At 67.0% G+C, this 26,701-nt stretch carries 30 protein-coding genes and 3 pseudogenes; 14 read left to right on the top strand and 19 right to left on the bottom strand.

Annotated features, from left to right (window positions below; genetic code table 11):
* The coding region (locus ABDV69_RS03300; RefSeq protein WP_343571907.1) for a glycine--tRNA ligase at positions 1–687 on the bottom strand (687 nt) is incomplete at its 3' end.
* Positions 688–807: 120 nt separating this feature from the next.
* On the opposite strand from ABDV69_RS03300, the gene ABDV69_RS03295 reads away from it, so the two are divergent.
* Together ABDV69_RS03295 and ABDV69_RS03290 are read left to right on the top strand one after the other, a co-directional pair.
* Positions 808–1,185 (top strand): metalloregulator ArsR/SmtB family transcription factor, encoded by a 378-nt coding sequence (locus tag ABDV69_RS03295; RefSeq protein ID WP_343571906.1) that lies wholly within the window; start codon positions 808–810, stop codon positions 1,183–1,185.
* Entirely contained in the window at positions 1,182–1,574 is a 393-nt protein-coding gene (locus ABDV69_RS03290) for a Fur family transcriptional regulator (protein WP_343571905.1), read from the top strand. Before ABDV69_RS03295 ends, ABDV69_RS03290 begins: the two co-directional genes overlap by 4 nt.
* Here ABDV69_RS03290 and ABDV69_RS03285 read toward each other — a convergent pair.
* The 9 genes from ABDV69_RS03285 to ABDV69_RS03245 all read right to left on the bottom strand — a co-directional run bounded on the left by ABDV69_RS03285 (position 1,571) and on the right by ABDV69_RS03245 (position 8,297).
* A complete protein-coding gene (locus tag ABDV69_RS03285; RefSeq protein ID WP_343571904.1) occupies positions 1,571–1,960 on the bottom strand; it encodes a hypothetical protein in 390 nt (129 codons plus the stop codon). The two genes, ABDV69_RS03290 and ABDV69_RS03285, sit on opposite strands and share 4 nt — an antisense overlap.
* A 163-nt stretch (positions 1,961–2,123) precedes the next feature.
* Positions 2,124–3,038 (bottom strand): decaprenyl diphosphate synthase, encoded by a 915-nt coding sequence (locus tag ABDV69_RS03280; protein ID WP_343571903.1) that lies wholly within the window; start codon positions 3,036–3,038, stop codon positions 2,124–2,126.
* Entirely contained in the window at positions 2,998–3,837 is an 840-nt protein-coding gene (gene recO, locus ABDV69_RS03275) for a DNA repair protein RecO (RefSeq protein ID WP_343571902.1), read from the bottom strand. Before recO ends, ABDV69_RS03280 begins: the two co-directional genes overlap by 41 nt.
* Before the next feature lie 124 nt (positions 3,838–3,961).
* Positions 3,962–4,459: a TspO/MBR family protein gene (locus ABDV69_RS03270; RefSeq protein WP_343571901.1), complete on the bottom strand. Its 498-nt coding sequence runs from the start codon at positions 4,457–4,459 to the stop codon at positions 3,962–3,964.
* A gap of 14 nt (positions 4,460–4,473) precedes the next feature.
* Positions 4,474–5,118 (bottom strand): heme-binding protein, encoded by a 645-nt coding sequence (locus ABDV69_RS03265; protein WP_343571900.1) that lies wholly within the window; start codon positions 5,116–5,118, stop codon positions 4,474–4,476.
* A gap of 369 nt (positions 5,119–5,487) precedes the next feature.
* Positions 5,488–5,670, bottom strand: coding sequence for a hypothetical protein (locus ABDV69_RS03260; protein WP_343571899.1), 183 nt, complete (start codon positions 5,668–5,670; stop codon positions 5,488–5,490).
* Entirely contained in the window at positions 5,667–6,488 is an 822-nt protein-coding gene (locus ABDV69_RS03255; protein WP_343571898.1) for an SDR family oxidoreductase, read from the bottom strand. Before ABDV69_RS03255 ends, ABDV69_RS03260 begins: the two co-directional genes overlap by 4 nt.
* On the bottom strand, positions 6,481–7,452 hold the full coding sequence (locus ABDV69_RS03250; RefSeq protein ID WP_343571897.1) for a transketolase C-terminal domain-containing protein: 972 nt from the start codon (positions 7,450–7,452) through the stop codon (positions 6,481–6,483). The genes ABDV69_RS03255 and ABDV69_RS03250 overlap by 8 nt, the downstream gene beginning before the upstream one ends.
* Positions 7,449–8,297, bottom strand: a complete 849-nt coding sequence (locus tag ABDV69_RS03245) for a transketolase (RefSeq protein WP_343571896.1) — start codon at positions 8,295–8,297, stop codon at positions 7,449–7,451. The genes ABDV69_RS03250 and ABDV69_RS03245 overlap by 4 nt, the downstream gene beginning before the upstream one ends.
* Positions 8,298–8,404: 107 nt before the next feature.
* Between ABDV69_RS03245 and ABDV69_RS03240 the strand changes: the two genes are divergently transcribed.
* The 4 genes from ABDV69_RS03240 (at position 8,405) to ABDV69_RS03225 (ending at position 12,626) form a co-directional block, all read left to right on the top strand.
* The gene (locus ABDV69_RS03240) at positions 8,405–9,253 is read left to right on the top strand and encodes an alpha/beta fold hydrolase (protein ID WP_343571895.1); all 849 of its coding nucleotides are present in this window, start codon (positions 8,405–8,407) and stop codon (positions 9,251–9,253) included.
* Positions 9,254–9,379: 126 nt separating this feature from the next.
* Complete coding sequence (locus tag ABDV69_RS03235) at positions 9,380–9,835, top strand: 2,4'-dihydroxyacetophenone dioxygenase family protein (protein WP_343571894.1); 456 nt, start codon at positions 9,380–9,382, stop codon at positions 9,833–9,835.
* A gap of 3 nt (positions 9,836–9,838) precedes the next feature.
* Positions 9,839–11,053 carry a cytochrome P450 gene (locus ABDV69_RS03230; protein WP_343571893.1) on the top strand — a complete coding sequence of 405 codons (1,215 nt, stop codon included), beginning with the start codon at positions 9,839–9,841 and terminating at the stop codon, positions 11,051–11,053.
* 97 nt (positions 11,054–11,150) lie between these two features.
* The gene (locus ABDV69_RS03225) at positions 11,151–12,626 is read left to right on the top strand and encodes an amidase (protein ID WP_343571892.1); all 1,476 of its coding nucleotides are present in this window, start codon (positions 11,151–11,153) and stop codon (positions 12,624–12,626) included.
* A gap of 78 nt (positions 12,627–12,704) precedes the next feature.
* Here ABDV69_RS03225 and era read toward each other — a convergent pair whose 3' ends face one another.
* From era to hrcA, 7 genes are all read right to left on the bottom strand, one after another.
* Positions 12,705–13,604 carry a GTPase Era gene (era, locus tag ABDV69_RS03220; RefSeq protein ID WP_343571891.1) on the bottom strand — a complete coding sequence of 300 codons (900 nt, stop codon included), beginning with the start codon at positions 13,602–13,604 and terminating at the stop codon, positions 12,705–12,707.
* Positions 13,597–14,886 (bottom strand): hemolysin family protein, encoded by a 1,290-nt coding sequence (locus tag ABDV69_RS03215; protein ID WP_343571890.1) that lies wholly within the window; start codon positions 14,884–14,886, stop codon positions 13,597–13,599. Before ABDV69_RS03215 ends, era begins: the two co-directional genes overlap by 8 nt.
* Positions 14,883–15,416: an rRNA maturation RNase YbeY gene (ybeY, locus tag ABDV69_RS03210; RefSeq protein WP_343571889.1), complete on the bottom strand. Its 534-nt coding sequence runs from the start codon at positions 15,414–15,416 to the stop codon at positions 14,883–14,885. Before ybeY ends, ABDV69_RS03215 begins: the two co-directional genes overlap by 4 nt.
* Before the next feature lie 7 nt (positions 15,417–15,423).
* On the bottom strand, positions 15,424–16,458 hold the full coding sequence (locus ABDV69_RS03205; RefSeq protein WP_343571888.1) for a PhoH family protein: 1,035 nt from the start codon (positions 16,456–16,458) through the stop codon (positions 15,424–15,426).
* Between the two features lie 84 nt (positions 16,459–16,542).
* A complete protein-coding gene (locus tag ABDV69_RS03200) occupies positions 16,543–17,301 on the bottom strand; it encodes a 16S rRNA (uracil(1498)-N(3))-methyltransferase (protein WP_343571887.1) in 759 nt (252 codons plus the stop codon).
* A complete protein-coding gene (gene dnaJ / locus ABDV69_RS03195; RefSeq protein WP_343571886.1) occupies positions 17,302–18,444 on the bottom strand; it encodes a molecular chaperone DnaJ in 1,143 nt (380 codons plus the stop codon). It lies immediately after the preceding gene.
* A gap of 88 nt (positions 18,445–18,532) precedes the next feature.
* On the bottom strand, positions 18,533–19,576 hold the full coding sequence (hrcA, locus tag ABDV69_RS03190; RefSeq protein WP_343571885.1) for a heat-inducible transcriptional repressor HrcA: 1,044 nt from the start codon (positions 19,574–19,576) through the stop codon (positions 18,533–18,535).
* A 104-nt stretch (positions 19,577–19,680) separates the two neighbouring features.
* On the opposite strand from hrcA, the gene ABDV69_RS03185 reads away from it, so the two are divergent.
* The 3 genes and pseudogenes from ABDV69_RS03185 to ABDV69_RS03175 form a co-directional block, all read left to right on the top strand.
* A complete protein-coding gene (locus ABDV69_RS03185; RefSeq protein ID WP_343571884.1) occupies positions 19,681–20,001 on the top strand; it encodes a type II toxin-antitoxin system VapB family antitoxin in 321 nt (106 codons plus the stop codon).
* A 73-nt stretch (positions 20,002–20,074) separates the two neighbouring features.
* Positions 20,075–20,472: pseudogene (locus tag ABDV69_RS03180) on the top strand (hypothetical protein).
* An 82-nt stretch (positions 20,473–20,554) separates the two neighbouring features.
* A pseudogene (locus ABDV69_RS03175) lies at positions 20,555–20,851 on the top strand (RNA polymerase subunit sigma-70); the annotation flags it as partial.
* A gap of 13 nt (positions 20,852–20,864) precedes the next feature.
* On the opposite strand, the gene ABDV69_RS03170 reads toward ABDV69_RS03175, so the two are convergent.
* Entirely contained in the window at positions 20,865–21,374 is a 510-nt protein-coding gene (locus ABDV69_RS03170) for a hypothetical protein (protein ID WP_343571883.1), read from the bottom strand.
* 185 nt (positions 21,375–21,559) lie between these two features.
* Between ABDV69_RS03170 and ABDV69_RS03165 the strand changes: the two are divergent.
* Positions 21,560–21,739, top strand: a pseudogene (locus tag ABDV69_RS03165) ((2,3-dihydroxybenzoyl)adenylate synthase); the annotation flags it as partial.
* Here the strand turns inward: ABDV69_RS03165 and ABDV69_RS03160 are convergent.
* Positions 21,736–21,951 (bottom strand): hypothetical protein, encoded by a 216-nt coding sequence (locus ABDV69_RS03160; protein ID WP_343571882.1) that lies wholly within the window; start codon positions 21,949–21,951, stop codon positions 21,736–21,738. The pseudogene ABDV69_RS03165 and the gene ABDV69_RS03160 overlap by 4 nt on opposite strands.
* A gap of 408 nt (positions 21,952–22,359) precedes the next feature.
* On the opposite strand from ABDV69_RS03160, the gene ABDV69_RS03155 reads away from it, so the two are divergent.
* The 4 genes from ABDV69_RS03155 to ABDV69_RS03140 all read left to right on the top strand — a co-directional run bounded on the left by ABDV69_RS03155 (position 22,360) and on the right by ABDV69_RS03140 (position 26,697).
* Positions 22,360–23,343: an alpha/beta hydrolase gene (locus ABDV69_RS03155; protein ID WP_343571881.1), complete on the top strand. Its 984-nt coding sequence runs from the start codon at positions 22,360–22,362 to the stop codon at positions 23,341–23,343.
* 2 nt (positions 23,344–23,345) lie between these two features.
* Positions 23,346–24,191 carry an SDR family NAD(P)-dependent oxidoreductase gene (locus tag ABDV69_RS03150; RefSeq protein WP_343571880.1) on the top strand — a complete coding sequence of 282 codons (846 nt, stop codon included), beginning with the start codon at positions 23,346–23,348 and terminating at the stop codon, positions 24,189–24,191.
* A gap of 80 nt (positions 24,192–24,271) precedes the next feature.
* Positions 24,272–25,192 (top strand): ferritin-like domain-containing protein, encoded by a 921-nt coding sequence (locus ABDV69_RS03145; protein WP_343571879.1) that lies wholly within the window; start codon positions 24,272–24,274, stop codon positions 25,190–25,192.
* The gene (locus ABDV69_RS03140) at positions 25,189–26,697 is read left to right on the top strand and encodes an NAD(P)/FAD-dependent oxidoreductase (protein WP_343571878.1); all 1,509 of its coding nucleotides are present in this window, start codon (positions 25,189–25,191) and stop codon (positions 26,695–26,697) included. The genes ABDV69_RS03145 and ABDV69_RS03140 overlap by 4 nt, the downstream gene beginning before the upstream one ends.
* Positions 26,698–26,701 lie beyond the last annotated feature (4 nt).

The raw sequence follows: 26,701 nt of genomic DNA, 5'->3' as shown, positions 1-26,701 counted from the left end.
CGGCGCGGTCGACGGCTCGACGAAGAACTCCATCTCCATCTGCTCGAACTCGCGGGTGCGGAAGATGAAGTTGCCCGGTGTGATTTCGTTGCGGAAGCTCTTACCGATCTGGCCGATGCCGAACGGCGGCTTGCGGCGCGACGTGGTCACCACGTTGGCGAAGTTGACGAAGATGCCCTGCGCGGTCTCCGGACGCAGATAGTGCAGACCCTCTTCGCTCTCGATCGGGCCGAGGTACGTCTTGAGCATCATGTTGAATTCGCGCGGCTCGGTCCATTGGCCTTTGGTGCCGCAATCCGGGCAGACGATCTCGCTCATCGGCACTGAGTCTGGATCGACGGCCGGCTCGCCCTTGCCCTTTTTGAGGGCGTAGGCCTCCTGCATGTGGTCCTGGCGGTGCCGCTTGTGGCAGTTCAGGCATTCGACCAACGGGTCGTTGAAGACCTCGACGTGGCCCGAGGCCACCCACACCTCGCGCGGCAGGATGATCGACGAGTCCAGGCCGACAACGTCATCGCGGCCGGTCACCACCGCGCGCCACCACTGCCGCTTGATGTTCTCCTTGAGCTCGACGCCCAATGGCCCGTAGTCCCACGCCGATTTGGTGCCGCCGTAGATCTCGCCGGCGGGATAGACCAGGCCACGTCGTTTGGCGAGGTTGACAACAGTGTCGATGACGGACGCCACGGGGTGAGGACTCCTGTCGTTGAAACGGTGTTCTTGTAAAAGGCGGGACGATCCGTCATCGTAGCGATCCATCTGGCGCTCTTTGACATGCGTGGTTGCTAATGTGAAAGTGGAGGCAGCATGTCTGCCTCACCCTCCCCCGCAGCTGACGGCGATGAGCTGGTCGGCGAGCACCGACACGGCCATTCCGCGGAACTTCCGGCGCCACCGTCGCGGGAGATCCTCGACGCCGCCGGCGAGTTGCTACGCGCACTGGCCGCGCCGGTGCGGATTGCCATCGTGCTGCAGCTGAACGAGGCTGCGCGCTGCGTGCATGAACTGGTCGACGCGCTCGGTGTGCCGCAGCCGCTGGTGAGTCAGCACCTGAAGATCCTCAAGGCCGCGGGCGTGGTCGCCGGTGAGCGGTCCGGCCGCGAGGTGCTCTACCGGCTGGCCGACCAGCACTTGGCGCACATCGTGGTCGACGCCGTCGCGCATGCCGGGGAGGACAAGCCGTGACGGCCCAGACCGGCGTGCGGGCCACCCGGCAGCGGGCCGCGATCGCGGGCCTGCTGGACACCCTCGACGAGTTTCGCTCCGCCCAGGAATTACACGACGAGCTGCGGCAGCGTGGCGAGAACATCGGACTCACCACCGTCTACCGGACGCTGCAATCGATGGCCGCAGCCGGCCTGCTTGACACGTTGCGCAACGACACCGGCGAGTCGGTGTATCGCCGTTGCTCCGACCATCATCACCACCACCTGGTCTGTCGCGGCTGTGGATCAACCGTCGAAGTCGGCGATCACGAGGTCGAAGCGTGGGCGGCGGAAGTCGCGGCCAAACATGGGTTCTCCGACGTCAGCCACACCATCGAGATCTACGGCACCTGCGCGGACTGCCGTTAAGTCATTACCGCTCTGCGGATTTCGGCGCCCTTGTCGAGCACCATCAAAATCAGCGTGCGCAGCGCTTCGTCGCTCAGGCCGTTGCCCGGGAAGTTGTAGCGCAACATCACGTCCGCGGACTTGCCTGCCTTCTCGACCAGCGTCACCGACCCGAGCAGCGTGGAGTGCGCCTGCCCGGCCACGCTATCGCGAATCTTCTTGCTCACCAACAGATCCCACGCCACTATCTGCGTCAGAGCCACCAGGTCGAGATCCTCGGTGATCGACACCACCCGCAGCGAGGCGATCGTCCCGTCATGGTGAACGGTCAGCGCGCCGTCGGATTCCAGGTCGGCGGGCAGCACCTCGGACAGCACGGTGAACAAGCGTTCCGGTAGCGACGCCATCAGTCACACCTGCCACGTACGTCACCGACCGGCGGGGACCACCGATGTGCCCGCCTCTGAGCGAAAATTTGCGAAATTCGCTGAGAGGCGGGCAAAAGGACATGTGCTCCAAAGCGGATACTCGTGTGACGGAAGTGGCTCACGTCGAGACGCCGGTTATCCATCACGCCGTCCCGAACCGTCGGTTTCGCAATGCGTACTCCTCGCAGGCCGCCCACAGGTGGCGGCGGTCGTAGTCGGGCCAGAGCGTGTCCTGAAAGATGTACTCGGCGTAGGCCGCTTGCCAGAGCATGAAGTTGCTAGTCCGCTGCTCCCCCGACGTCCGCAGCAGCAGGTCCACGTCGGGAATGTCCGGGCGGTGCAGATGCCGGGCGATGGTCGCCTCGTTGACCCGTTCGGGGTTGAGCTTGCCCGCCGCCGCTGCACGCGCGATATCCCGTGCAGCTTCTGCGATTTCGGTGCGTCCGCCGTAGTTGACGCAGTAGTTCACGGTGATCACGTCGTTGCTGCGGGTCAACTCCTCGGCGACCGCCAACTCGTGGATCACGCTGCGCCACAGCCGTGGACGCGAGCCCACCCAACGGATCTTGACGCCCATTTCGTTGAGGTTGACGCGGCGGCGTCGCACCACGTCGCGGTTGAACCCCATCAGGAAGCGCACTTCGTCGGCGGAGCGCTTCCAGTTCTCGGTGGAGAACGCGTAGAGGCTGAGCCACCTGATGCCCATTTCGATTGCGCCGCAGACGATATCGATGACAACCGCCTCGCCCATCTTGTGACCTTCGACCCGTGGCAGGCCGCGCTGGGTGGCCCAGCGGCCGTTGCCGTCCATCACGATCGCGACGTGATTGGGCAACTGCTCCGCCGGAATCTGCGGGGCGGCCGCCTTGGAGATGTGCTGCGGCGGGCGGCGAGGGCCGCCGTCCGGCGAGGGCGGCAACGGCGGAAAAATCGCGGGCCATGTCGAGGTGTCCGGAAAGACCGGATAGTCGTCAGGCGCCGGGGCGAGCTGCGGGAAGCCGGACTTCCGCTTGCGCTCAGCGCTGCGCTCTGAGCGGCTCACCCGGCTCGTCTCCATGGGCCACATCCTGCCTGACCAGAGCGACCCGGCGGTCGAGCAGGTTCTGATCGACCACGTCGACCCGACGGATCCGTTCGACCAACGGCAAGGTGCGCAACTGCCGCTCCAGATGCCATTGCAGGTGAGCGGCCACCAAACCGCTGGCGTGGCTGCGGGCTGACTGCGCCACGCCCTCCGCGGCTTCCCAATCGCCGTCACGCAGTGCGGCCATCAGATCGAGTACGCCCAGCGGCGGTGTCGTCGCACCGGCGGGGCGACAGTAGGTGCACACGCTGCCGCCCGCGCCGACGTGAAACGCTCGGTGCGGGCCGGGCGTGCCGCAGCGCGCGCACTCGGTCAGCGCCGGAGCCCATCCGGCGATGCCCATGGCCCGCAGCAGATACGCGTCCAGCACCAGTTCGCGGGGCCGGGTGCCGTCGGCGACCGCCCGCAGCGCACTGACCGTGAGGCGGTGCAGTTCCGGCGCGGGTGCCCGCTCCTCGCCGGCGAGGCGCTCGGCGGTTTCCAGCATCGCGCACGCGCTGGTGTAACGGCCGTAGTCGCTGACGATGTCGGTGGCGAACGCATCAAGCGAGACCACCTGCGTGACGATGTCGAGGTTGCGGCCCGGGTGCAGCTGGACATCGATGTGCGCGAACGGCTCCAGCCGCGCGCCGAACTTGCTGCGGGTTCGGCGCACACCCTTGGCCACCGCGCGAACCAGCCCGTGGTCGCGGGTGAGCAAGGTGACGATCCGGTCGGCTTCGCCGAGCTTGTGCTGGCGCAACACCACCGCACGGTCTCGGTACAGCTGCATCTGAACAGTTTCGCATCGTTGCCGCTACATGTGTTTCGGTGACACGCTCGCGCGGGCGTCCTGCCGAGCGGGGTTGGGCCGGCCCGCACCCGAGGCCGGGTGGAAGCTGGATCGACCGCCCAGGTCACAACCGCCGATGACGGCGGTTGAGCAGCCAGATGTGCGTGGACAGTGCGGTGGCGAACGCACACCAGGCCGGGTAGAGGGCCAGCGGTGCGCCGCGTACGCCGCGCACCGTGATCGCCCGGCGGGTCAAGTCGGCGCTGCTTGCAGTCAGTGCCGCCGCGACGGCCGCTGACGTGACCAGATGGTGACGATTGAAGAAAAACCACGACCAGCTGGCGTTGAGCACAAGGTTCAGAGCAAGCGCCGCCTGGTACTTGCGGGCCCGCTCCTCGTCGTGGCCATCGTTGAGCTGGTCGATGGTGGACGCGGAGACCACCGCAATGTCGGCAAATAGTGCCGGCCACACCACCGGAAACACTTGTCGTGGCGGCTGATAGGACGGCTTGCGTAGCCGCCGGTACCACGTCGAGTCGACCGCCGGCCCGGTGGCCAGGCCACCGACAGCCGAGGTGACGATGACTGACGCTGCGGTGGCGAGCATTGTGGAGGTACGCATGTAATTCCTTTGAGTCAGTGGTTGGGCTTGACCGGGACGGCGACTTCGTTGCGGCGCAACATCGGAACGGTCCACGGCGGATCGTAGAACCACGCCACCGGTTCGCCGACTGGTTGGACGCTCAGCCCACCCAGCGTGCGCATCAGGGCCGCGGTCTGTGCCGCGATCGCGCTTCGGCTACGGCTGCCGGTAAACCGACGCACCGCGATGGTCTCCCCCGGGACGGCCACCAACCGCACGGCCGGGTTGTCGGGTTGCGGCAGCGACTCCATCGTCTTGCCGGCGGGCATGAAGAACCGAATTACCCATTCGTCGTCACCCTCGGCTTGCTGGGCCACCGGGGCCGTCATGGCGATCTTCTCGCCGCGTGCGGCGCCGGACTGCTGGGCGACGGGCGCGGTCATCGCAATCTTCGTGTCGGTGTGGTTGCCGCCGAAGATGTAGCCGGCAAGCCGACGAAACCCCTTGCTGCGCGCGGCTTCTTCGTCGGCGGTGACGGTGGTTTCGGCGGCGATCCGCGGTCCGTAGCGGCGAATCTCCACACCATCGGTTCGCTGCTCGACGGTGTAGGCGGGCTCCTCGGTGCCGTGCCGCACGCCGACGATCGACTCGCCCGCTTCGATCAGCTGTTTGGTCACTCTTGCGATCGCTCCCAGCATCCTTGCCTCCTACTTTCTCGCTCGCTTGCACTACCCGAGCGATACCGGCGCGGTCGACGACACATCGCGTCGGGGTTGGGCTGTTGGGAGTCCGCCCCATAATCGGCGCGTGCATCGATCAGACTCGGCCGAGGGGCAACCGCATCGGCCCTCGTCACGGCATCCAGCCCGGCACGCTCAACGATCTGATCGAATCCATCAAAGCCTGAGCCTACCGCGAAGGCCAGGTATATGCTTCATATTATTAATTATTAACTGAGTGAAATTTCTCTGGGTCGCCAGTCCGAACGCACATCGACGCGCAGCAGCGCAGCCGGACGCACGATCCTGTTGCCCCGCCATTCGATCGAGCGGTGATCACCCGATCGCCTACAGCGATTCCAGGAAGCCGACCAGCGCGGCGTTCACGTCGAACGCGCGCTCCCGCTGAATCCAGTGGCCGGCGCGCGGATCGTCGCACCGGCGAACGGCGCCAACACCGTCGGCAGCGCGTTGATGTTGCGGTACCAATTGAGCGCCGTTGGCCGCCACGTCGGCGTGCTGGAAGTTCACGACGACCGCTGCTGCCGGGCCCGCTGGGCCGCCCAGTACTCGTCGGCGTAGAGGTCGGTGAAGTTGGGCTCGCCGGTGTGCGCGGTCAGCCCGCCGTCGGCGACCAGGTTGTGGCCGGTGATGAAGCTGGCGTCATCGGATGCCAGAAATGCGATCACGCTGGCGATCTCCTCGGGCTCACCGACACGCCCCATCGGGATGTTGCGCTCGTACACCGGTTTCATGTTCGGATGGTCCATCATCCCGCCGGGGTGAGTGTTCACCGGCCCCGGGCAGACCGAGTTCACTCGAATGCCTTGCCGCGCATGGTCGATGGCCATGTTGCGGGTCAGGTTGACCACGGCGCCCTTGGCGGCGCAGTAGGCGACCAGGCCGTAGTTGCCGGCCAACCCGGAGATGGAGGCGGTGTTGACGATGTTGCCGCCGGTGGCGGTCAGATGCGGGATGGCCGCCCGCGATCCGAAGTAGACCGCATCCAGGTTCACCGCCATGATGCGGCGCCAGTCGGCAGGGTCGACGTCGACGACGGTGCCCATGGTGATCGTGCCGGCATTGTTGACCATGGTGTCCAGCCGTCCGAAAGCCGCCACCGCGTGGTCGACGAGATCGCGCACCGCGGCCTCGTCGGTGACGTCGGTGAGCCGGGTGACGAGCCGGTCATCGAGTTCGGAGGAAAAGCGTTGCAGCCCTTTAGGGTTGACGTCGGCGGCCAGCACCGACGCGCCTTCGGCCAGGAAACGACGTACGGTGGCCGCGCCGATCCCGTGGCCGCCGCCGGTGACGACGACCACGCGTCCGCGATGCCTCGTGCTATCCACGTGACACCGCCGCCCGTGCCGCGTCGGCGATGTGCCCAGCGGTCATTCCGAGCAGCTCCGCGGTGAAATCCGGTGATCCGAACGGGGGAAATGTGTCTGGTACGCCGATCGGCGTGACCGGCACCCCGAGTCCGCGGCGTGCCAGCGCCTCGGCGGTGGCCGAGAACAACCCGCCGATGATCGAATGGTTCTCCGCGGTGACCAGCCGTCCGGTGCGCGCCGCGACTTCGGCTACCGCGTCACCGTCGAACGGCTTGATGGTGCTGACCCGCAGCACCGTCGCGTCGATGCCGTCGCCGGCCAGCGTGTCGGCCGCCGTCAGCGCTTCGGGCACCCGGTCTCCGCTGGCGACGATGCCGACGTCCGGGCCGCCGCGCAGCACCGCGGCCTTGCCGAGTTCGAACGGCGGCAGATCCGTTGTCCGGCTCGAACCGGCGCGGTCGAACGGCTGACGCAGGTAGACCGGCCCGTCGTAGTCGAGCGCCACGGTCAGCGCCTGCGCGGCCTCAACGGGATCGGCGGGGTCGAGTACCACCATATGCGGGACCGCCCGCCACACGGCCAGGTCGTCGATCGAGGTGTGCGACGGGCCGAACGTCGCAGAGATGCCCGGTGTGGCGCCGACGATTTTGACGTTGGCCCGCGGCAGGGCGATCTGCATGATCGCGAAGTCCGCGGCGCGCCGGCCCAGAAACGCCGCGAACGAGGTGGCGACCACGGTCAGCCCGGCGCGGGCCAGGCCGGCGGCGGTCAGCATCAGGTTCTGCTCGGCCATCCCCACAGCGATGTAGCGGTCCGGAAACGCGGCGGCGAACGCCGACAGGTCGGTGTACTTCTTCAAATCCGCCGACACCGCGACGATGTCGGAGCGGCACGCGGCGACGTCCACCAGCGCGCGGCCCCAGGGTCCGGCCTTGACCTGCATGCCCATGGCCGCGGCGGCGCCCGTCGACGCAGCGGTCACAAGCCCGCCTCGATCTCGCGCTGCACCGCAGACCACTGGTCAGCCGGGATCCGCACGAAGTGTGCGTTTCGGCGGGCTTGCAGGCTGGCCGCCCCGTGCGCGAGGCGGGTGTGAGCGATGACGGCGCGCGGCCGGTCACCGCCGTCGTTGCGGGCCTCGGTGAAGACGTTCAGCAGCGCGTCGATGTCGTTGCCGTCGACGTCGGCGGCCCACCACCCGAACGCGCGGAATTTCTCCGCGAGTGGTTCGACCTCGAGCACCAGTTCACCGTCGGCCTGGGTCCGGTTGACATCGACGACGCAGGTGAGATTGGCCAGGAGCCGGTCGCCGGCGAACATCGCGGCTTCCCAGGTGGCGCCCTCCTGCGTTTCGCCGTCCGACATGTAGTTGAACACCCGCGCCGGGTTGCCGATGTGGCGCAGGCCCCAAGCGAGTCCGCCGGCGACCCCGAGGCCCTGCCCCAACGATCCGCCGGCAAACTCCACACCCGGCACGTCACCCGGTTCGGCGCCCAGCGTCAGCGGACTTCCGTCGGCGCCGTACGTCTCCAGCTGGGCCTGTGAGAGCAGGCCGTGTTCGGCCATGGCGCAGTAATGCGACAGCGCGTAGTGGCCCACAGACAGCAGCAACCTGTCGCGGGCCTCGTCGTCGAGAGCGGCTGGCGACCAGTGCATCTCATGGAAATACAACACCGCGAACAGCTCCGCCGACTGCAACGCCTGGCCGACGTACCCTTCCCCCTTGCCGCGCACGGCGGTGACGGCATGCAGCCGTAGCCGCCGGGCGATGGCGACAAGATCGGCCGCGGTGCGTCGTCCGGCGCACAGGTTTGCCATAGCTCGCATACAAGCAAATGCGATGAGTCGCCGTCAATCGGATGCGCGACAGCGGTACGGTTGGCCGACCTCACACCGCGGGCGCCGCGCGCAACCCACGCACACCCAGGACATTCATGACGCAGTCAATCATCAGTGCCCGGGGCATGGACTTCACCGTCCGGCGGGCGGGACAGGCCGGCGAGCCGGTGCTGCTGCTGCACGGCTTCCCGGAAACCTCCGCCATGTGGTCCGCAGTGATGGCCTCGTTGGTCGGCGAAGGCTACCGGTGCGCCGCCCCGGACCAGCGGGGCTACAGCCCCGGGGCGCGGCCGCGCGAGGTGCAGGCCTACCGGCACGAGGAGCTGGTCGGCGACGTCGTGGCGCTCGCAGATGCATTGGGCTTCAGCCGCTTTCACCTGGTGGCCCACGACTGGGGCGCGGCGATCGCCTGGCTCGTCGCAATCGCCGCGCCATCGCGGCTGGCGTCGTTGACCGTCTTGTCGATTCCGCACTACCACGCCTTCGCGGAAGCTACCTGGACGGACCCCGACGTCGAGGACTACCGGCGCTTCCTCGGGTTGGTGCTGGCGCCGGACGGGGCGGCCGAGCGTGTCCTCGGGCAAGATCAGCTGGCCGCTTTCCGCGCACTGCTGACCCATCACAGCGCCGCGGAACACGAACAGCTGGTCGCGGTGCTCGACCAGCCGGGCGCGTTGTCGGCCGCGCTTGCCTGGTACCGGGCGTCGGACGGGCACCGCCGGATGCTGTCGGCCGCTGCGGAACCGGTGGCGGTGCCCACCCTGCTGATCATGGGCCGCGACGAGCCCTACGCCGGGCCGTTGGCCGTCGCTCTGGGCGAGGCGATCCCGATCGCCGATTACCGGCGCGTCGACCTCGACGCCGGGCATTGGCTGGTGCAGGAACGCCCCGCCGAGGTCACGCGGGCGATCATCGAACAGCTGCGCGGCTATCCGATCCCCTGACCGGCCCGACCCCGAAGCTGCGCTCCTGGTCGACTTTCCGGCGATTAGGTGTTGTGTATTTCGTGAATCGTGCTGCATGCTTAGGCTGAGGGCGTTTTGCTCGATCGCTGCGAGAAAGGCATCTCTATGACGATGGTCGACGTTCCGAGCGCCGTGCACATCGGCGCCGACGAGCTGCCGTTCGTCGACCTCGGTGACGGCTCGAAGCTGAAGGTGATCCAGGTGAAGGAGGCCGAGGGTCTCTGGATCGTGGAAAACGTGTTCCGGGCCGGCTACGAGGTGCAGCGCCACAAACACACCGGTCCGGTCTACGCGTACACCACGACGGGAGCGTGGAAGTACAAGGAGTACGGCTACATCAACCGCGCCGGCTCATTCCTGTACGAACCGGCCGGCTCGGTCCACACCCTGCAGGTTCTCGAAGACGACACGCATGTGTGGTTCCACATCTACGGCGCGAACCTCAACCTCGACGCGGACGGCAACATCGACAGCGTCCTCGACGCGTCCAGCGTTCTGGCGACCTATCTCGCGCTGTGCGAGGCGGCCGGGCTGCCCCGGCCCAACGTCCTGACCGACTGACTCATGACCAGCACCTCAGCCGGCGCCGTCGACCTGGCCAGCCCGGACACCTTTGTCCGTGGCGTGCCGCATGACGCGCTGGCGCAGTTGCGGCACACCGAGCCCGTGCACTGGCAGCCGATGGAACACGAGGAAGGCTTCTGGGCGGTATTGCGGCACGCCGACGTCATCCGTGTCGCCCGCCACCCCGAGATCTTCTCATCCCACCGGGGAGGCGTGGTCGTCGAAAACCCGCCGCCGGACACCCTGGCGAGGATGCGCAGCATGCTGCTGGCCATGGACCCGCCCCGGCACACGACCCATCGCGCACCGTTGTCACCGCATTTTCGGCCGCGGGCGATCGCGCGCCTGGAAAGCCGGGTGCGCGACATATGTCGCCACATCCTGGCCGCGGCTCGCGAAGAGCGGGACGTCGAGTTCGTCCACGACGTGGCAGCGAACCTGCCCATGCACGTGATCGGCGAGTATTTCGGCCTGCCGCAGCACGATTGGGATTACCTGCAAACGCTGGCGGAGCGCAATACGTCCAGCCAGGATCCGGATTTGGGCGGCCCGGAGGCGGACAACGCCACCGGCGGCGTCGAGATGGCCGCCTACGCCGTCGAGTTCGCGGCCGCCCGTCGCCGTCGTCCTCCCGACGATGATCTGACCAGTGCGATCCTGCACGCGGACTTCGGCGGTCAGCCGATGAGCGATCTCGACTTCGGCGGATTCTTCGTGCAACTCGTCACCGCAGGTTTCGACACGACGAAGGGCATGCTGTCCGCCGGCCTGCTCACGCTTCTGCGGCATCCGGACCAGCTGGCCGAGCTGCGGTCCGACCCGTCGCTGCTGCCCGGCGCCGTCGAGGAGATCATCCGCTACGACAATCCGCTGCACTATTTCCGGCGCACCGCGCTCGTCGACACCGAGCTCGCCGGCACCCGCATCTCCGCCGGCGACAAGGTGGCCATGTACTACACGTCGGCAAACCGGGATGAAGCGGTCTTCGACGACCCGCAGGCCTTCGACATCCACCGCCACCCCAATCCTCATCTGTCTTTTGGGTTCGGCAGCCACTTCTGCCTCGGGGTGCATCTGGCCAGGCTGGAGGGCCGAATATTTTTCCAGGAACTGCTAGGGGCGTTTGCCGCCATCGAGCTGATCGGCGAGCCGGTCCGGGTCCGCTCGAACCTGAACAACTCGTTGAAGTACCTCCCCATCCGGCTGGCTGGCTGAGGACGAATTCCCGGCCGCACGCGGATACAACCGGCAGACAACGGTTAACAACCCCACCGCGACATCGCGGGTATCCGCGCCGATAGTCTTCTAACCCGTGGTTGGCGCTTCGAGGTCCGGCGCCGGATCCGCATCCGGGTCCGGCAGCCAACTCCTGCCTACTCTGACTGAGCTGCTCTATCAGTTGGCCGGCCGGGCCGTGACGTCGGACGCACTGGTGCGCCGCTCCCTGCACGCGATCAACGCCAGCCAGTCCACCCTGAACGCCTTTCGGGTAGTGCTCACCGAGTCGGCGCTGGCCGACGCCGCCGAAGCCGACCGGCGCCGCGCCGACGGCGACCGGGCGCCACTGCTGGGGGTGCCGATCGCGGTCAAGGACGACACTGACATCGCCGGCCAGCCCAGCTACTTCGGCACGTCCGGCTACGTCCAGCCGGCCACCCAGGACGCCGAGGTGGTGCGCCGCCTCAAGGCCGCCGGCGCGGTGATCGTCGGCAAGACCAACACCTGCGAGCTGGGCCAATGGCCGTTCACCAGCGGGCCCGCATTCGGGCACACCCGCAACCCGTGGTCACGCCGGCACACACCGGGCGGTTCGTCGGGCGGCAGCGCGGCCGCGGTGGCCGCCGGTCTGGTCACCGCGGCGATCGGCTCCGACGGAGCGGGCAGCGTTCGTATTCCGGCGGCCTGGACTCACCTGGTCGGCATCAAGCCGCAGCGCGGCCGCATCTCGACGTGGCCGCTGCGCGAGGCGTTCAACGGGATCACGGTCAACGGCGTGCTGGCTCGCACCGTCGCCGATGCGGCCCTGGTGCTCGACGCGGCGTCCGGCAACGTCGACGGCGACCTGCACAAGCCGCCGCCGGTGACGGTGTCCGATCACGTCGGGCTCGCGCCCGGTTCGCTGCGGATCGCGCTGTCGACCCGATTCCCGTTCACCGCCTTTGCGGCCCGACTCGACCCGGAAATCGAGGCGGCGCTCGACTCCGTGGGCGATCAGCTTCGACTCCTGGGGCACTCAGTGATCGAGGGCAATCCCGACTACGGGTTGCGGCTGTCGTGGAACTTCTTGTCGCGCTCAACATCTGGGCTACTGGACTGGGCCGAGCGACTGGGTGACGGTGTCGACTGGGATCACCGGACGCTGTCCAACATGCGGATGGGACGGGTGCTCTCGCAGCAGATCCTGCGCGCCGCGCGCGCACACGAAGCTGCCGATCAGCGTCGGGTGGGCTCGATTTTCCGCATCGTGGATGTGGTGCTGGCGCCGACGACCGCGCTGCCGCCGCCGCTTACCGAGGCCTTCGACGGGCTCAGCGGTATGGCCACCGATCGCGCGATGATCGCCGCTTGCCCGGTGACCTGGCCGTGGAACGTGCTGGGCTGGCCGTCGATCAACGTTCCGGCCGGCTTCACCTCCGAGGGCTTGCCGATCGGTGTGCAACTGATGGGACCGGCCAACAGCGAGCCGCTCCTGGTGTCGCTGGCCGCCGAACTCGAGGCGCTGGGCGGCTGGGCCGCCAAGCAGCCGGCCGTGTGGTGGAACCCCGAAACCGAAGCGGTGAGTAGCTAGGTTCCACGAAACAGAAGCCACGGCTGCGGTCGCCGGCGATTCGCGACCCTCATTTCTGGCTTATCCGCCGTGCGTAGCTCAGAAGCCTAGTCGGCCAAGTTGTTTCGGATCGCGCTGCCAGTTCTTGGCGACCTTGACCCGCAGGTCGAGGTACACCTTGGTGCCGAGCAGCTTCTCGATCTGGCCGCGGGCGACGGTGCCCACTTCGCGTAACCGCTCCCCACCCTTGCCGATCACGATGCCTTTCTGGCTGTCCCGTTCGACGTAAAGCAGCGCATGCACATCGATCAGGTCGTCGCGGCCCTCGCGCGGGTTGACCTCGTCGATCACCACCGCCAGCGAATGTGGCAGCTCGTCGCGCACACCTTCCAGTGCGGCTTCCCGGATGAACTCGGCGATCAGAACTTCTTCGGGCTCGTCGGTCAGCTCGCCGTCCGGATAGTACGGCGGGCCGGGCGGTAGCGCAGCGGCCAGCACGCCGATCAGCACGTCGACCTGCTCGCCGGTGGCGGCCGAGACCGGGACCACATCGGCGGAGTCACCGACCAGCTCGCTGACCGCGACCAGCTGCGCGGCCAGCTTGTCCTTGGACACCGTGTCGATCTTGGTGACGATGGCCACCACAGTCGTTCTGGGCGCGGTGGATCGAATCTGCTCGACGATCCACCTGTCCCCCGCCCCGATCGCCTCGTCGGCCGGGATGCACAGGCCGATCGCGTCGACCTCGCTGTAGGTGTCGCGGACCAGGTCGTTGAGCCGCTTACCCAGCAGCGTGCGCGGTCGGTGCAGCCCCGGGGTGTCGACCAGGACGATCTGGAAGTCGTCACGGTGCACGATGCCCCGGATCGTGTGCCGGGTGGTCTGTGGGCGGTTGGACGTGATCGCCACCTTCGAGCCGACCAGCGCATTGGTCAGGGTCGACTTGCCGGTGTTCGGCCGCCCGAGGAAACAGACGAAGCCGGAATGGAATTCAGTCATCGCTCGCACTCACCACTTCAGCGTGGCTGAGCAGCACGGTGCCGATCCGGACCCGCCCGCGGTGGTCCGAACCGCCCTCGGCGTGTAACCGCAGACCGTGCGACACCGCCTCGGAGCCGGGCAGCGGCACCCGGCCCAACTCCAACGCCAACAGCCCGCCGACGGTGTCGACGTCGAGATCCTCCTCGAATTCCACGCCGTAGAGCTCCCCGACGGCTTCGATCGGCAGCCGTGCCGACACCCGGAACCGGTTGTCGCCCAGGTCTTCCACCGGCGCCACCTCGGCGGCGTCGTACTCGTCGGCGATTTCCCCGACGATCTCCTCCAGCACGTCCTCGATCGTCACCAGTCCGGCGATCGCGCCGTATTCGTCGACCAGCAGCGTCATGTGGTTGCGATCGCGTTGCATTTCGCGCAGCAGATCATCCAGGGGTTTGGAGTCGGGCACGAATACGGCGGGCCGCATGAGCTCGGCCACGGGCATCTCCCGGCCGTTCGTCGAAGAGTAATATTCTTGCTGCACACAGTCTTTCAGGTAGACCACCCCGACAATATCGTCCATGTTCTCGCCAATGACCGGAATGCGGGAGTGCCCGCTGCGCACAGCGAGCGACATCGCCGCGGCCGCGGACTCGTCGCTCTCGATCCAGATCATCTCGGTGCGCGGCACCATCACCTCGCGGGCCGGCGTGTCGCCGAGTTCGAACACCGACTGGATCATCCGCCGCTCGTCGTCGGCGACCACGCCGAGCTGTTGCGCGAGATCGACAACTTCGCGCAACTCGATCTCGGAGGCGAACGGGCCGTTGCGGAAACCACGACCGGGCGTCAGTAGGTTTCCCAAGACCACCAGCACCCGGCTGACCGGGGTCAGCAGCACCGAAATCGCTTGCAGCGCAAACGCCGAACCCAGAGCGATCGAGTAGGCGTTCTGGCGGCCGCGCGTTCTCGGACCGACACCGATGACCACGAAGCTGACCACCACCATGACGACCGCCGCGATGAACAGGCCCCAGTCGCGGCTGACCGCCCGGTAGAAAAACTGAGCCAGTAGGACCGTCGCGCTGATCTCGCAGACGATGCGCAACAGCACCACCAGGTTGATGTATCGAGGCCGGTCGGCCATGACCTTCGCCAGCCGCACCGCGCCAGGGCGTTCGTCGCGCACCATTTCCTGCACCCGCGCCATCGACACCGTGCTGATCGCCGCGTCGATGGCCGCGAACACGCTGCCCAGAAAAATCAGCACGATCACGCCGAGTAGCGAAGCGGAGTGGTTCAATTGTCGAAATGCCTTGATTTGTCCAGCAACCGCTGATCGCGATCCTGCTGACGCTGTTGGCGGTAGAACTCCACCTGATCGGCAACCCACTCCTCGAGCAGGCGCCGCTGCAGGCCGAACATCTCTTTTTCCTCGTCCGGCTCGGCGTGGTCGTAGCCGAGCAGGTGCAGGACACCGTGAATTGTCAACAGCGCCAACTCGTGTCCCAGCGAATGCCCGGCCGCCGCGGCCTGCTCGGCGGCGAACTCGGGGCACAGCACAATGTCGCCGAGCATGGCCGGCCCGGGCTCGGGCGCGTCGGGGCGGCCACCGGGCTCGAGCTCGTCCATCGGGAAGCTCATCACGTCGGTCGGCCCGGGCAGATCCATCCAGCGCATGTGCAGATCCGCCATGGCGGCGGTGTCCAGTAACACCATCGACAACTCCGCGGCCGGGTTGACATCCATCTCGGTGATGACAAACTTTGCGACACTGATCAATTCGGATTCCGCCACGTCGAATCCGGATTCGTTGGCCACCTCGATGGTCACGATCGAATCACCGGCGGCCTGGGGCACGTCGAGCGGCCCGGTTCATCGCCAGCCCGGGCTGCTCGTGTCGCGCGTAGGCGTCCACGATTTCGGAGACCAGCCGGTGGCGTACCACGTCGGCGCTGGTGAGCTCCGAGATGTGGATGTCCTCGATGCCGTCCAGGATGTCAACCGCCGCGCGCAGGCCCGATCGGCTGTTGCCCCCCAGATCGATCTGCGTAACGTCGCCGGTGACAACGATTTTGGAACCGAACCCCAACCGGGTGAGGAACATCTTCATCTGTTCGGCGGTGGTGTTCTGTGCCTCGTCGAGGATGATGAACGCGTCGTTCAACGAGCGACCCCGCATGTACGCCAGCGGCGCAACCTCGATCACGCCGGACGACATCAGCTTCGGGATCAGGTCCGGATCCATCATGTCGTGCAGCGCGTCGTAGAGCGGACGAAGGTACGGGTCGATCTTCTCGCTCAGCGTGCCCGGCAGAAAGCCAAGGCGCTCACCGGCTTCCACCGCCGGCCGGGTCAAGATGATGCGATTGACCTGCTTGGTCTGCAGCGCGTCGACCGCCTTGGCCATGGCCAGGTAGGTCTTGCCGGTGCCGGCCGGGCCGATCCCGAACACGATGGTGTGGTTGTCGATCGCATCCACGTAGCACTTCTGGTTGAGCGTCTTGGGCCGAATCGTCTTGCCGCGACGGGACAGGATGTCCAGCGTCAGCACCTCGGCCGGTGACTCGTTGCCGGCGCCGATCAGCATCGCGACGCTGTGCCGCACGCCGTCCGGGGTGAGCGGCTGGCCACCGGCGACGATCGCGACGAGTTCGGCGAGCACCCGCTCGGCGAGCGCGACGTCGGCGGGCTGCCCCGACAGCGTCACCGCGTTGCCACGCACGTGCAGGTCCGCGGCAAGGAGTCGTTCGAGCGCGCGGAGATTTTCGTCGGCGGAGCCGAGCAGGCCCATGACGAAGTCGGGCGGAACGTCGATGCTGCTGCGAGCCGCGGATACCGACGGATCAGCAGCGTTGGTTTCGCGGGGCGTCACGTGGGTCCTAAAGCCTGCTTTCTGCGGTGTATCCAGCGAGTTAGGGTGAAAGTCTACCGCCGCTCGGTGGGGCCGGCCCAACGGTCAGCCGCCGTCGGACACATCCCAGCGCGGTGTCAGCACCCCCAGCGCACCGAGCGCGACGGCCGCCGCGGTCGAGGTGCGCAGCACGGTCGGGCCCAGCCGGACTGACGTCGCACCGGCCTCGACGAGCGCGGCTACTTCGTCGGCAGCGATCCCGCCCTCGGGGCCGACCACCAACATCACCGACTTCGCCTGCGCCAGGGCCAGATCCGTCAACCGCACGTCGGCCGCTGCGTCCAGCGCGAGAACGATGCCACCGGAGGCCACCACGTCGACGATCCGCGCGGTCAGCGTCGCGGTGGACCAGAGACCGTCGACGGACGGGATGTAGGCGCGTCGGGACTGCTGCGCCGCGGCGCGCGCAACCGCACGCCAGCGCCGCAGGCCCTTGTCGGCGCGGGAGCCGTCCCAGCGGGCCACGCAGTGGGCCGCCTGCCAGGCCACCAGCGCGTCGGCGCCAGCTTCGGTGGCCAATTCGACGGCCAGCTCGGAGCGCTCGGATTTGGGCAGCGCCTGAACCACGGTCACCGGCGGATGGACGGGCGCAACCAGTCGGCGGTCGACCACCCTGGCCCGCAGCCCGTCGCGTGAGCTCTTCTCGACGACACAGCGGGCCACACCGCCGTCGCCGTCTCCGAGATCCAGCTCCTCGCCGACACGAAGGCGTCGCACGGTGGCGGCATGGAACCCCTCGTCACCCTCGACGACGACCGGCTCACCGTTTTCGGGCAGCGTGTCGATGTAGAACAGGCCGGCCAATTAGCGGCCGGTAAAGGATTCACGCAGCCGGCTGAACAGCCCGCCGTTGGTCGCGGGCGCGTGGGTCGAGCGGACCTCGGTGACGTCGCGGCTGCGTCGGCTCTTGAACTCGCGCAGCAGATCGGCGTCCTGATGGTCGAGCCGCTCGGGCACCACCACCTCGACGTGCACGTGCAGGTCGCCGCGGGCACCGGAACGCAGGTGCGGCATGCCGTGGCCCCGACGGACGGTCACCGAACTGGGCTGCGTCCCGGCGGGGATGGTGATCTCGGTCAATCCGTCGAGGATCGCGTCGATGGTCACCGTGGTGCCCAGCGCCGCGTCGACCATCGGCACCGAGATCGTGCAGTGCAGATCGTCGCCGTCGCGCACGAAGATGTCGTGCGGCTGTTCGTGAATCTCGACATACAGGTCACCGGCCGGTCCCCCACCGGGCCCCACTTCACCTTGGGCGGCGAGCCGGACCCGCATGCCGTCGCCAACACCGGCCGGAATCTTCACGGTGATATCCCGGCGGGCCTGCACCCGTCCGTCGCCGCCGCACTGGTGGCACGGGTCGGGGATGACCTCGCCCACGCCGCGACAGGTCGGGCATGGACGCGCCGTCATCACCTGGCCCAGCAGCGACCGCTGGACGGTTTGCACTTCGCCGCGACCGCCGCAGGTGTCACACGACACCGGCTGCGAGTCGCCGTTGGTGCCACGGCCCTGGCACCGGTCACACAGCACCGCGGTGTCGACGGTGACCTGCTTGCCCACACCGGTCGCGCATTCGGTCAGGTCGAGCCGCATCCGCAGCAGCGAATCCGACCCCGGCCGGACCCGTCCGACCGGCCCGCGCGCGGTCGCGCCGCCGCCGAAGAACGCCTCGAACACATCGCCCAGGCCGCCGAACCCACCGAAGCCACCGCCACCGGCGGCCGCGTTGGCCAGCGGGTCACCGCCCAGGTCGACGATGCGCCGCTTCTCCGGGTCGGTCAACACCTCGTAGGCGACGCTGATCTCCTTGAACTTCGCCTGCGCGGCCTCATCGGGGTTGACGTCGGGGTGCAGTTCGCGGGCGAGCTTGCGATACGCGCGCTTGAGCTCGGTATCGCTCGCGTTCTTGCCCACTCCGAGCAGACCGTAATAGTCGCGTGCCACGCTTGACCTTCCTGATCTTTCCTGGGCTCATGGGCCCAGTTCCGCCGTGTGAAAACGGCCGTCTATGAATTGTGCCTGGAATGCGGGCTCACCGTGTACCCAGCACTTCGCCGATGTAGAGAGCAACCGCAGCGACACTAGCGATAGTTCCCGGATAGTCCATTCGGGTGGGCCCGAGCACACCCATGCCGCCGTAGACGGTGTCGAGGGTGCCATAGGTGGTCGACACGACTGACGTGCCCATCATCTGCTCGGCCTCGGTCTCGTGCCCGATGCGGACCGTGACCTTGCCGGCTTCCTGCTGAGCGGCCAGCAGCTTCAGCACGACGACCTGCTCCTCGAGCGCTTCCAGGATGGAGCGCAGCGAGCCGCCGAAGTCGGCGGTGTTGCGGGTCAGGTTGGCGGTCCCGCCCAGCAGCAGCCGCTCCTCGGTGTGCTCGACCAGCGACTCCAGCAGCACCGTGGCCGAGCGGCCGACCGCGTCACTGAGGCTCTTGGACTGGCCGCCGCGGCCGTCCAGATGGGCGGCCAGGTCGGCGACCGCGACCGATGCCGCGGACAGCTTCTTGCCGTCCAGCGCCTGGCTGAGCATCTCGCGTAGCTGTGCGAGCTGGTGGTCGTCGATCACGTCGCCGAGTTCGACGATGCGCTGGTCTACCCGGCCGGTGTCGGTGATCACCACCATCAACAACCGGGCCGGGGTCAGCGCGATCACTTCCAGGTGCCGCACCGTCGACGTCGACAACGTCGGGTACTGCACGATAGCCACCTGACGAGTCAGCTGCGCCAACAGCCGCACCGCGCGTCGCAGCACGTCGTCGAGGTCGACCCCGGACTCCAGAAAGCCTTGAATCGCGCGCCGCTCGGCCGCCGATAGCGGCTTGACGTCGTCGAGCCGGTCGACGAATTCGCGGTAACCCTTCTCCGTCGGCACCCGGCCGGAACTGGTGTGCGGCTGGGTGATGTAGCCCTCGGCTTCGAGCACGGCCATGTCGTTACGCACGGTCGCCGACGAGACGCCGAGGTTGTGCCGGTCCACCAGTGACTTCGAGCCGATCGGCTCCTTGGTCGAGACGAAGTCGGCGACGATCGCGCGCAGCACCTCAAGCCGGCGCTCGTCGGCAGTTCCCATGTCCGATCAACCCTCCTAACCTCGATCAGTTTACGGGGACCACCAGCGACTAACCTGTCCTGCATGGCCGCATCGGGGAGGCGCGCCTCGGGGACGAGCCCCGGATGATCTTCAAGGGCGTGCGCGACGGCAAGCCGTACCCGGAGCACAACCTGTCCTACCGGGACTGGTCACGGATTCCGCCGCGCCAGATCCGGCTGGACGAAATCGTCACCACCACGACGGTGCTGGCCCTGGATCGCCTGCTGTCCGAGGATTCCACATTTTACGGCGACCTCTTCCCGCACGCTGTGCTGTGGAAAGGGGTCATCTACCTGGAAGACGGCCTGCACCGCGCGGTGCGGGCGGCGCTGCGTAATCGCACCGTTCTACACGCGCGGTTACTCGACCTCGACGCGGTCACCCAGCACGCCGACCAGGCGTAGCGCTTTCGGTCACGTTTCCGGCCGGTTCGGTGTCGAGGTAGGTAGACCGCCGCAAAGCTTGAAGGAGCCCACCATGCCACGAATCACCGGACTATCCGACCATGACGCCGGCCTTGGCGCCAAGATCGCCTACTTCTTCACCAAACGGCGCTTCAAGCAGATGACGGGGCTGGAAACCGCGACAATGCTTGAGCCGCTAAAGATGTATGCGTATATCCCCAAACTGCTTAACGCATATGGCCGCCTCGAACTGGCAGAGGCGCCACGGCGGTCAGCCGCACGCCGGTCGAGGTGAGTGACGACCTATTCGACCGTCTGCGAATGCATTTTGATGACGCCGAACTGGTCGGGCTGACACATATCATCACACTCGCCAACCTTCGCGGCCGGTTCAACATCGCGTTGGGTATCGGGGCCTCCGGTTTCAGCGAGGGCCAGGTGTGCGCGTTGCCCGACCCTGGCCAGCGATGATCGCTGACTCAGAGCTGGCAGTGCGATTCCAGGCCGCTCGTCCGCATCTGGGCGCGGTGGCCTACCGCATGCTGGGCTCGGTCGACTGGTTGCCGTGCTGCACAACGATGTGTCGCTGCGCGGGGACTTCGGTCCCGGTGGACAGCGTTCGGTGCGCGGAGCAGCCGACGTCGCCGAACTGGCCAGGGGCTACGCCGCACCGGAACGCGGGGTCCGACCCGCCGTCGTCAACGGCGCCGCCGGCGCAGTGATCGTCATCGCCGGTCAGCCGACCGCGATCATGGGCTTCGTGATCCGCGGTGGGCGGATCACCGCGATCGACGTGCTAGCCGATCCTGAGCGGGTCGCGCGGGTCGACTTGAGCGCGGTGACCGGCTAGCCCGCCGTGCGGATCAGTTGACGGCCGTGGCCGCCTGGATCAGCGCGAGCGCGGAGTCGTGCTGCAGTATCCAGGTGCCGCCCTGGTCGATGAACACGAGTGTCTTTTCGACCGGCCCGGCGAACTTCGGGCCGCTGATGGCGACGTCGGCCTTGGCCCCGTTGCCCGGAACCGGCTGGATGTTGGTGACGTTGAACTGCTCCGGGAAGTTGCCGTTGCGGTAGGCCTTGCGCAGGTCGTGGTCGGCCACGTGGCCCTCGCCTGACGGGATGCCGTTCTGCACCAGGCCGACTTTGGTCTCATATCCCACACCGGGGTCGGTGACGCGGTTGCATAGGTCGGCCAGCTGTCCGGGGCTGGGCAGGGGGGGCTGGCCGGGAGCAGGCGGCGGGTCGAGCGGTGCGTTGAGGACGACGGGCGCTACCTGCGGCGCGGCGCCGAAGGTCAGTGCGGCCGCCCCGGCCGCAGCCGCTCCGATGGTGGCGACGGCGGTCACCCCGGTGGCGAAGAATTTCATGGTCATGGTTGTCCCTTCGAGTCGGATACCGCAATTATTCTGCTGGTCATCGCGCATTCCGTGGCGACCCTACTCGGGCGTGTCCGGCCGCAAGCTCAACCGGCCTGGATCCGCCACTCGCCGGCGTCGCGTTGCTGACGGCAGAATTGGTCGAAACGTCGCTCGGGTCTCCGGCGGCCACGTTCTCGCGGACCGGTCGGGCCAAGGACGTTCTTCATCGCGGCGGCGAGACCGTTCTCCACGCCTACCTCAACCAACGAGGGTTGGCCCGGCATGCGCGACCCGATGTGCTGAACGCCATGACGTCGCTGCCGACCACGCCGGTCGGCAAGGTCGACAAGAAGGCGATCGCCAGGCAATTACAGTCTTAAGATTCGCCGCCAAATTCACCGAGTTCAGACAGAGATTGCTTACCTTTCGCTACTAACCTCAAGACCATGGCAGCAAACATTGACAGCAAGTCTCCAGCGGCAAACGGTCGTGTTGAGGCGAAGCGGTCAGTCATGTCGATCACTCTCTCGGTGTTGGCCACCGGAGCCGCGATCTTCGGCGCAGGAGCGGCGTTGGCGTCGCCGTCCAGCATGAGTCTTGGAGACGGCCTCTTAGCGTTCCACGTCGCGTAGTTCGGCGGTACCGTCCCACAGCGGTGATTCGCGAGCCAGGTCGCTGGCAGATAGCCTCACTCCTTGTTCATTCTCTTTGACCGCACCAGCGCCGCCGTGCAGATGCGCCCAGCGGTCATCAATTGCAATCGATGCGAGCATCGGCGCTGACCGTGTCGGGCCGAGCCCGATACCGAGGACGCCGAGAAGCTCTCGCTGGCAATTGTCTTCGGCACGCAAATGTTGGGCGACTAGCTGCGCTCGGCCCGCAGCCGCTGGACGTGTCCATAGGTGTGACGTGGCACGGCGTCGGATCCACCAACACCGCCGACACGCCCGTAGCAACGTTGCCATTGACCAATGTCACCATTGGGTGTTGACTCTCCCACATGAGGGAGTCAATGCCGACTCGCGGATCGCTGCGATCCCGTTCGGCGGCGCTGGTGAGCATGGCGACAGTGCGGCAGCTCAGCGCGGTGCTGCCGCCCGAGCGGGCCTGGGGTTTGTGGGCATCGCGACGGATCATCGCCGGCATCATGGATGCCTTCGGACCTGCATTGGCCGGGACCCGCATCGAGCACATCGACGTGCATCACGATGGGCGTCGCGTTGTCGGTGAGTGGGTGCGCGGCCCCGGCGTCTCGACGAGCCGGGGGGCCATCTACTTCGTGCACGGCAGCGGCTTCGCGTTGTGCTCACCGCGGACGCACCGTCGGCTGACGGCGTGGCTGTCGCGACTGACCGGATTGCCGGTGTTCACCGTCGACTACCGGTTGGCGCCGCGCTACCGCTTCCCCACCGCCGCCGACGACGTGCGGTCCGGCTGGGATTGGCTCACCAGCCAGGTGCCCGCGGAACGCGTTGTGGTTGCCGGAGATTCAGCCGGCGGCCACCTGTCGGTGGACATGCTGCTGCAATCCGACGTCGCCGCCCACGGCCCGGCCGCGCTGGTCCTGTTATCCCCGCTGATCGATCTCACACTCGAACTTGCCCGGGCGCGTGAGGATTTGCGCCGCGACCCGGCGATCCGATCTGCCGACGCCGCGCGCTTGGTCCGGCTCTACAGCCGAGGTGTCGACCCCGCGCACGAGCGGCTGACACTCGACGTCGCCGGCGGTCCGACGCTGCCACCCACACTGATCCAGGCCGGCGGCGCGGAAATGCTGCTCGCCGACGCACGCCACCTGGCCGCCGACATCCGCACCGGCGGCGGCCGGTGCACGCTTCAGGTATGGCCGGACCAGGTGCATGTTTTTCAGGCTTTGCCGCGACTGACACCGGAAGCCGCCAAGGCGATGGCACAGGCCGCGACATTCATCGGCACCGCGCTGCGCGACAACAACATCGAGAACCTCACTGGAAAGGTGGGCTGAGCATGATCGGGCCGTTCGGCAAATCACCCAAGGTGAGCCACCACGCGCGTGCGGTCGTCACCGGCGCCGGCAGCGGCATCGGCGCCGCATTCGCAATCGAACTCGCGAAGCGCGGTAGCCGGATCGTTTGCAGCGACATCGACGAGGCCGCCGCCAAGCGAACCGTCACCGCGATCAGTGAATGCGGCGGTGATGCCGTCGCAATCGCCTGCGACGTCACCCACTTCGGCGAAGTCCAGGATCTGGCCACCCAGTCGCAATCGTGGTTCGGCGCCCCGCCCACGCTGGTGATCAACAACGCCGGTGTCGGTTCCGGAGGCGCCCCGATCGGTGAACTGCCGCTTGAAGACTGGCAGTGGGTGCTCGGCATCAACCTGTGGGGTCCCATCCACGGTTGCCACGTCTTCGCGCCGATCCTGCGGTCCGCCGACTCCGATGTGCCGCGGGGCATCATCAACGTCGCGTCGGCAGCCGCGTTCGGCGCGGCGCCCCGCATGGGCGCCTACAACGTCAGCAAGGCGGGCGTGCTGATGCTGTCGGAAACCCTCGCCGCCGAATTATCCGGCAGCGGAGTCAAAGTCACCGTGCTGTGCCCGACCTTCGTCAAAACCAACATCATCGAATCGGGCCGCATGTCGGCGAACGCGACCAAACTCGCGAACCGGGTCATGGGGTTGACCGGATTCACCGCGGAGAAGGTCGCAAAGACCTGCCTGGATGCCCATGACCGCGGCGACCTGTACTGCATGCCGCAGCTCGAAGCGAAGTTCGGCTGGAACATCAAGCGACTCGCACCCGGCACCTACACCCGCGCGGTCGGTCTGTTGAACCGCGTCGCCCCGCTCTGACAAGACCAAACTCAAGGAGGATGTGCAATGAGTCGCGCCAACGACGATGCAGCGCAAAGCAATGAGGAGGAGTGGCGCCGATGAGTATCGATTTCGAAGCGATGCTGGCCAAGATCAAGGACCGGCAATGGGCGCTGGCCGACATCGACTGGGACGCACCAGGTGCCGAGACGATCACCGACGAGCAGCGGCCACAGCTCAAGGCGTTCATGGCCGACCTGTGCTGGATCGAGAACATCGGTGCCCGCGGGTTCGCGGCGCTGGCCAAGAAGGCGCCCACCCCGACCATCGGTGAGATCTACCGGTACTTCCACGCCGAGGAGCAGCGCCACGCCAACGCCGAACTGGCGCTGATGAAGCGTTGGGGAATGCTCGACGACGGTGAAGTCCCCGAGCCGAACGTGAACATCCGGCTGGCCATCGACTGGCTGGACCGCTGGGCCGACGACATGCCGCTGTCGCTGCTCGGCACCGTCATCCCGATGCTCGAAGTCGCGCTGGACGGCGCCCTGTTGAAGTTCCTCCTCGACGAGGTGCACGACCCGGTGTGCCACCAGGTGTTCGAGAAGATCAATAATGACGAATCACGGCATCTGGTCGTCGATTTCGAGGTTCTCGACCTGATCGGGCAGGCGAAGATCCGACGGTTGCTGATCGACTTCGTCGGCCACCACGCCACCCCGGGTGTGATCATCGGCGCGATCATGGGTGCACCGCTGATCAACCGGATCGCCAACGAGATCACCGCGATGGGCATGGAGCCTGAGCGGCTGTATAAGGCCGTCAAGCGATTCAAGGAGCTCGGCGACCGCGGCAAACACACCAGCCGGGTACCGACGTATCGGTTCCTGCGGCGCTACGCCGCAGTGGTGACGAATCCGCGCCACCCGTACCACCTGCTGGCCAATTCGATGGTGTGGCTGTCCGACCGGTACCCGCGTCCACTGCTGCCCGCGGTGCCCACCTGGGTTCGCGAAATCACTCACGAGCCGGCGGCGTGACCATGGCAAGAACACACACGTACGCGACCCTGATCGTCGGAGCCGGGTTCAGTGGTCTCGGCGCCGCCATCAAGCTGGCCCAGGCCGGCCTCAACAAGGCGGACGACGTCGCCATCCTGGAGCGCAGCGACCGCGTCGGCGGAACCTGGCGCGATACCAGCTATCCCGGCGCCAGCTGCGACATCCCGTCACTGCTGTACTCGTTCTCGTTCGTCAGGAACCCGACCTGGTCGCGGACCTACTCGCCGGCCCACGAGATCCGTGACCACCTCGAAGAGATGGCCGACCGGTTCGACATTCGTCGCCGCATTCAGTTCGGCCAGGAAGTCACCGGACTGTCGTTCGACGAGGACGCCGGGGTGTGGATTGCAACCACGGCCGGGTCCAGGCGTTTTCGCGCGCGCACGGTGATCCTGGCGTCCGGGCCGCTGCCCGATTCGAGCTTCCCCGACATCCGGGGCATCGAGTCCTACCAGGGCCACAAGATTCACAGCGCCCGATGGGACAACGACTACGACTTCGCCGGCAAGCGGATCGGTGTCATCGGCACCGGTGCCAGCGCGGTCCAGATCATCCCCGAACTAGTCAAGCAGGCCGAGTTCGTGAAGGTGTTCCAGCGCACCCCGGGTTGGGTGCTGCCACGCTTCGACGTCGCCACGCCGCCCGCGGTGCAGACCGTCTTCGCCAAAGTGCCTGCGGTACAACGGCTTGCGCGCCAGGCCCTGTACTGGGGACACGAGGCGAGCGCGACCGCGCTGGTGTGGGACACGCCGCTGACGTCGGTGGTCGCCCGACTGGGCAAGATGCACCTGCGCCGGCAGGTGAAAGACCCGTGGCTGCGCCGCCAGCTGACCCCCGACTTCACCCCGGGCTGCAAGCGCATGCTGGTGTCCAGCGACTACTACCCCGCCCTGCAGCGGGAGAACTGCAAGCTGATCGACTGGCCTATCGCGACAATGAGCCCGGTGGGCCTGCGCACCAGCGACGGTATCGAGCATCACCTGGACTGCATGGTGTTCGCCACCGGTTACGACGTGCACCTGACCGGCCCGCCGTTCCCGGTCACCGGCCTGGGTGGACGCTCGCTGAGCGCCGAATGGACCGACGGCGCACAGGCGTACAAGAGCGCCAGCGCGCACGGCTACCCGAACCTGTTCTTCATGACCGGCCCGAACTCGGGGCCCGGCCACAACTCGCTGCTGGTCTTCATCGAAGGCCAACTCGACTACGTCGTCCGCGGCATCACAACCATCTTGGACAGCGACCTGCGCTACCTCGATGTCCGCCAGGACGTGCAGCGGCGCTACAACGAACGCATCCAGAAGCGGCTCACCAAGACGACCTGGATGTCGGGTTGCAGCAGCTGGTATTTGACCAAGGACGGACGCAACGTGTCGATGTACCCGGGATTCGCCACCCAGTATCTTCGACAGATGCGCGATTTCCAGTACACCGACTACGACGCGGTCGAGCGCACCGCCGTACGCGTGAGCTCCTCCGCCTGACGCG

Source organism: Mycobacterium sp. (assembly GCF_039583785.1).
Classification (GTDB): Bacteria; Actinomycetota; Actinomycetes; order Mycobacteriales; family Mycobacteriaceae; genus Mycobacterium.
This window is presented reverse-complemented; position numbering and strand designations above follow the sequence as displayed.

What these genes read in the sequence shown, in the direction of transcription:
- ABDV69_RS03295 (WP_343571906.1), top strand. Translation starts at nt 808, where the DNA reads ATGTCTGCCTCACCCTCCCCCGCAGCTGACGGCGATGAGCTGGTCGGC.
- ABDV69_RS03285 (WP_343571904.1), bottom strand. Translation starts at nt 1,960, where the DNA reads ATGGCGTCGCTACCGGAACGCTTGTTCACCGTGCTGTCCGAGGTGCTG.
- ABDV69_RS03280 (WP_343571903.1), bottom strand. Translation starts at nt 3,038, where the DNA reads ATGGAGACGAGCCGGGTGAGCCGCTCAGAGCGCAGCGCTGAGCGCAAG.
- recO (WP_343571902.1), bottom strand. Translation starts at nt 3,837, where the DNA reads ATGCAGCTGTACCGAGACCGTGCGGTGGTGTTGCGCCAGCACAAGCTC.
- ABDV69_RS03270 (WP_343571901.1), bottom strand. Translation starts at nt 4,459, where the DNA reads ATGCGTACCTCCACAATGCTCGCCACCGCAGCGTCAGTCATCGTCACC.
- ABDV69_RS03265 (WP_343571900.1), bottom strand. Translation starts at nt 5,118, where the DNA reads ATGCTGGGAGCGATCGCAAGAGTGACCAAACAGCTGATCGAAGCGGGC.
- ABDV69_RS03245 (WP_343571896.1), bottom strand. Translation starts at nt 8,297, where the DNA reads ATGCGAGCTATGGCAAACCTGTGCGCCGGACGACGCACCGCGGCCGAT.
- ABDV69_RS03240 (WP_343571895.1), top strand. Translation starts at nt 8,405, where the DNA reads ATGACGCAGTCAATCATCAGTGCCCGGGGCATGGACTTCACCGTCCGG.
- ABDV69_RS03235 (WP_343571894.1), top strand. Translation starts at nt 9,380, where the DNA reads ATGACGATGGTCGACGTTCCGAGCGCCGTGCACATCGGCGCCGACGAG.
- ABDV69_RS03230 (WP_343571893.1), top strand. Translation starts at nt 9,839, where the DNA reads ATGACCAGCACCTCAGCCGGCGCCGTCGACCTGGCCAGCCCGGACACC.
- era (WP_343571891.1), bottom strand. Translation starts at nt 13,604, where the DNA reads ATGACTGAATTCCATTCCGGCTTCGTCTGTTTCCTCGGGCGGCCGAAC.
- hrcA (WP_343571885.1), bottom strand. Translation starts at nt 19,576, where the DNA reads ATGGGAACTGCCGACGAGCGCCGGCTTGAGGTGCTGCGCGCGATCGTC.
- ABDV69_RS03185 (WP_343571884.1), top strand. Translation starts at nt 19,681, where the DNA reads ATGATCTTCAAGGGCGTGCGCGACGGCAAGCCGTACCCGGAGCACAAC.
- ABDV69_RS03170 (WP_343571883.1), bottom strand. Translation starts at nt 21,374, where the DNA reads ATGACCATGAAATTCTTCGCCACCGGGGTGACCGCCGTCGCCACCATC.
- ABDV69_RS03160 (WP_343571882.1), bottom strand. Translation starts at nt 21,951, where the DNA reads ATGCTGGACGGCGACGCCAACGCCGCTCCTGCGCCGAAGATCGCGGCT.
- ABDV69_RS03155 (WP_343571881.1), top strand. Translation starts at nt 22,360, where the DNA reads ATGAGGGAGTCAATGCCGACTCGCGGATCGCTGCGATCCCGTTCGGCG.
- ABDV69_RS03150 (WP_343571880.1), top strand. Translation starts at nt 23,346, where the DNA reads ATGATCGGGCCGTTCGGCAAATCACCCAAGGTGAGCCACCACGCGCGT.
- ABDV69_RS03145 (WP_343571879.1), top strand. Translation starts at nt 24,272, where the DNA reads ATGAGTATCGATTTCGAAGCGATGCTGGCCAAGATCAAGGACCGGCAA.